The sequence below is a fragment of the Microcystis sp. M53603_WE2 genome (assembly GCF_030065435.1).
On sequence record NZ_JASJFF010000363.1, the window covers coordinates 1 to 1,513 of the forward strand.

The following is a 1,513-nucleotide window of genomic DNA, read 5'->3' on the forward strand; positions in this document are numbered from 1 at the left end:
GCTATCTGTAAGCGATACCAATGGTCAACGATTGGGACAGATAGCTGTTAGCAAGATTCAGTTAATTCGTCGTTCTAACGGTTTAATTGTTTCTCGCTAACTCATATAAAGCCGCCCTCCGCTATCGCTAAAGGGCGGGGTTTCAGACCCATTTTTTCGATGAACAGCTTTACTTCTTTGTCCCTGAAATTAGCGGGATTGGTTTTCATTATTTCCTTCCTTTTGGATGGGTTTATCCTGCCGCTGCCCTATCGATTTAATCAATCCCAATGGCAGGTAGGTTTCGTCACCACCTTTGTCGATCGAGGAATTGTTCCTCTTCTGGGTATCGTTCTCGTTTTAATCGCTTACTGGATTGACGCTAACAATAGAGATGTCATTCCTAGAAAATCTCGGTTTGAATTGCGTTGGCCGATCTTTATTCTTTCCACACTGTTAGGCTTAGTTTTTCTGTTGATGATTCCTGTTCATATCAATAATATCAACCAGATTAAAAACAACGCTTTGACTCAAATTGAACAGGGTGTTGACCAAGGAGAGGGACAAATTCAGGCTTTCTTAGCCCAGTTAAATACTCTATCGCAAAATCCCCAACTATTAGAACAGCAGATATCTCAGAGAACTCAAGTGATTGAAACTGGTCGTTTCCAAGGACAACCGATCAACACGGAACAGTTACAGACCCTCCGCCAACAAAGAGAACAATTAACTAATTTACGGGATTTATCCAAAAAACCGAAGGAGTTTAAACAGCGATTAGATGAGATCAAAAATCAGCTACAAACTCAGCTGCAAGATCGACGAAAACAGGCAGAAAGCCAAGCTAACTTAGAGGCTTTGAAACAGTGGTTAAGAATTGGTATTCAAAGTATGTTGCTATCGATTTGCTATAGTTTGATCGGTTGGTTAGGCATTCGAGAACTAGGTAGTATGAAAAAACGCACTGCCTAAGCAGGGGATTTATCTTAATGATGAAGTATAAAGTTTTCGTTTTCGGGAGTCAGAATTCTCCGAGTCAGGAGACGAGCGCACACAAGAGCATACTTCATCCTTAGGATCAAATCTGTAACTATAGTCATTTCAGATAAGTCTGAGACACTCTAGACCGACAAAACCCTTATGAACTCTGGGATTGATATTCTCAATTTTAATTGAAATGACCATACTTAAATATTCAGCCACAGGGCATCATTTGCTGATGCCCTTTTATTGATTAAACCTCTAATACTAAATCCTGTTTAAAAGGTATAGGGGAGCGGGAGAGCGGGGGAGCGGGAATTATGAATTATGAATTAGGAAGTGGCAAGAATAAATAGGGTCTGCTGAAAAAGTTTTTCCTGGGGGTAGGAGTCAGTAGCCGGTCGTCAGGAGCCGGTCGTTTTAGGCTTTGTTGCCCTTGTTTTTTGTACCAAGCGATGTACTACAAGAAGGATAATGCAAGGTTTTTGAACGTCCCAATCCTATTTTCGCAGCATGAACATCGGACTTTAACAGGTCAAAAGCTTTATTTTAA

Annotated in this window: 1 protein-coding gene; it reads left to right on the forward strand. The window is 40.8% G+C overall.

Annotated elements, in window-relative coordinates; genetic code table 11:
* Nucleotides 1–159 precede the first annotated feature (159 nt).
* Entirely contained in the window at nucleotides 160–951 is a 792-nt protein-coding gene (locus PX481_RS07810; protein WP_002760965.1) for an HpsJ family protein, read from the forward strand.
* The last annotated feature ends 562 nt before the right edge of the window (nucleotides 952–1,513 follow it).